At 77.8% G+C, this 644-nt stretch carries 1 pseudogene; it reads left to right on the forward strand.

Annotation, left to right across the window (positions count from 1 at the left end):
- A pseudogene (locus AC13HU_RS37940) lies at nucleotides 1–628 on the forward strand (primosome assembly protein PriA); the annotation flags it as partial.
- Nucleotides 629–644: the final 16 nt, after the last annotated feature.

Genomic DNA, 644 nt, shown 5'->3' on the forward strand with positions numbered 1-644 from the left:
CCCCCGGGTGCCGGTGCGGACGTCGGGGCGGGACACCGTGCTGCCCACGGTCGGCGGTGCTCCCGCGCTGGTGATCGCCACGCCGGGAGCCGAGCCGGTCGCGGAAGAGGGCTACGCGGCGGCGCTTCTGCTGGACGGCTGGGCGTTGCTGGGCCGACCGGACCTGCGGGCGGCCGAGGAGGCGCTGCGACGGTGGGCACTGGCCGCGGCCCTGGTCCGGCCGGCGGGGGAGGGCGGCACCGTCGTGGTGCTGGCCGAGCCGACGCTGCGGCCGGTGCAGGCGCTGGTGCGGTGGGACCCCGCGGGGCACGCCGTGCGCGAGCTCGCGGAACGCGCCGAGCTGCGTTTTCCGCCGGTGGCCCGGATGGCAGCGGTTACCGGGCCGCCGGCGGCGGTGGCCGAGTTCGCCGATCTCGTACGGCTCCCTCCGGGGACCGATCTGCTCGGACCCGTGCCCGTATGGCGCCCGGCCGGCAGCGAGCCCTGGGAGCGCCTGCTCTTCCGGGTGCCCCCGGGCACCGGTGCCGCGCTCGCCGCCGCGCTCAAGGCCGCCCAGGTCGCCCGCGCGGCCCGCAGCGGCAACACCGCACCCCTCCAACTCCGCATGGACCCACCCGACATCGGGTGAACGGTGCCAAATCAGC

It is taken from the genome of Streptomyces sp. NH27 (genome assembly GCF_056859195.1).